This window comes from Moorena sp. SIO3I6 (genome assembly GCF_010672095.1).
Genome location: NZ_JAAHHU010000781.1, coordinates 1 through 2217, shown reverse-complemented (window position 1 = coordinate 2217; position 2217 = coordinate 1). Strand labels below are relative to the sequence as shown.

Annotated in this window: 2 protein-coding genes; one reads left to right on the top strand and one right to left on the bottom strand. The window is 46.5% G+C overall.

Annotated elements, in window-relative coordinates; genetic code table 11:
• Positions 1–925, top strand: a 925-nt coding sequence (locus F6K49_RS42665) for a histidine kinase (protein WP_293107511.1), incomplete at its 5' end; no start/stop codon positions are given.
• Positions 926–1119: 194 nt separating this feature from the next.
• Here F6K49_RS42665 and mutY read toward each other — a convergent pair.
• On the bottom strand, positions 1120–2217 hold a 1098-nt coding region (gene mutY, locus F6K49_RS42660), incomplete at its 5' end, for an A/G-specific adenine glycosylase (RefSeq protein WP_366514305.1).

Genomic DNA, 2217 nt, shown 5'->3' with positions numbered 1-2217 from the left:
TAAGAGCTGGTGGCCCCGCTGGCAACGCTCTCTAGAAGAAAACCAAACCCAACTTACCCAAGGATTGCCTTTACAACCAACTGTTCGCTCATCTAACTCCTCGGCTGACGCATTACCAGATACAGCTGGTTCCCTAGCTTGTGCCTTGGAACTGATTCGACTATCCGACGAAGTCTTTCGCCTGAAGAAAGATAGAGAAGAATTGCTTGAGCAGCTGCAATTTAAAGACCAAGTCATATCCATGTTAGCTCACGACTTGCGTAGTCCTTTGACAGCAGTATCCATTGCCTTGGAAACCCTACAGCTAGAGCAACCAGTAGCCCAGAATGGTAGAAAACCTGGGCTGACGCCACAGCTAAAGGAACGGCTGTTTGAGCAAGCTCGTAATCAATTGCGCACTATCAACCGGATGGTGGTGGATCTGCTGCAAGCTAGGAAGGGAAGTAATGCTGAATTCAACATCCGACCTCATAAACTGAATTTGGGCAGACTTTGCCAAGACGTTCTAGTTCAGATGCACGAACAGTTTCAGCTCAAGGCTCAGGTTCTGCAAACCGACATCCCACAAGACTTGCCTCCTGTCTACGGCGATGAAGAATTGGTGCGTCAGGTGCTAATTAACCTGCTGGATAATGCCATTAAGTATACTCCCAAAGGGGGGAAAATTGCTGTGTCTAGCATCCACCGTACTACCCAGAAAGTTCAAGTCAGCGTTTGCGATGATGGTCCTGGTATACCACAAGAAAATCGCGATCGCATTTTTGAAAACCACTTCCGCCTTAAGCGAGACGAAGCTATAGAAGGCTATGGGTTGGGCTTAGCCCTATGTCAAAAGATTATCCGTGCCCACTATGGTCGCATTTGGGTTGATTCACCTATCAAGGGTGGCAGCTGTTTTCACTTCACCTTACCGATTTATCGATAGGAAATGGGGTTGAAGGTACAAGCTTTAAGGTTTAAAGCGCTTTATCAGTTGAATCGATCAGGTAATCGCGCTTTACTGCATCTAATAATTATGAGAAGCGAGCTAAGCTACTATCAGGGATTCAGTCTCAGAGTTCCAAAAGTTAAATGCGAGAAACCTTAGCTTACACTTTACCCACAACTCGCAGTGACACTTCATACTTCATAGTTTCTCCCCTCTTGAGAGCGCAAAGCCGCAATAATCTCAGTATTGGCTTTGGGGAAGGGAAACTGATCTACTTCATCTAAGGTGACCCAGCGAATCTCATCACATTCAATAGGTTGCGGAACACCACTGAGATGGCGACAGTGGTGTACACTTAGAACAACACGAAAGTGGCTGTAGGCGTGATTGATTGTGATCAGGTGTTCCCCAACCTCAATCTCAATGCCCAATTCTTCCTGAATTTCCCGTTTAATACATTCCGGAACAGTTTCACCAAGCTCAATTTTGCCGCCAGGAAACTCCCAAAGACCACCCAATAAGCCTTTTGCAGGTCGGCGGTCGATTAGAATTTGTCCCTGGTCGTTCCAGATTACAGCGACACCGATATTTTTTGTGGGTAGGGGAGAAGATGGTTCACGCATAGGTATTTCAGATTGAATCCCATGATTGTAAGCCTGACAGTAAGATTTCCAGGGACAATCAGGGCAATTGGGAGTTTTCCGAGTACAGATAGTTGCTCCCAAATCCATTATTCCTTGGTTAAACTCTCGAGGATGTTGATGATCCAGTAAGGCTTCTGATAGCTTCCATAATTGTTGAGTGGCTTTGGCAGGTGGTATCGGCAATGCTACCAATCGTGCTAGTACTCGTTTAACATTACCATCGAGAATAGCCACTGGCTGATTGAAGGCAGCACTTAGAATACCACCTGCTGTTGTTTTACCAATTCCTGATAAGGCTAAAACCTGGCTCAGCTCTTGGGGAAAAACACCACCATGAGACTGCATAATTAGTTTAGCGCAGGCGTGCAAGTTGCGAGCACGGGAGTAATATCCCAGACCCTCCCAAGCTTTGAGGACTTCCTGTAATTCAGCAGATGCCAGATGTTCGAGGGTGGGAAATTGCTCCATCCAGCGGTGATAGTAGGGAATGACCGTTTTGACCTGGGTCTGCTGTAACATAATTTCAGACACCCAGATGCTATAGGGTTCCCAACTTCGTCGCCAAGGTAAATCTCGACCAGCTCTGGCATACCAGTCCAAGAGTGATCTTCTTTGGTCCTCAATAATGGAAACCGACCGACTCAG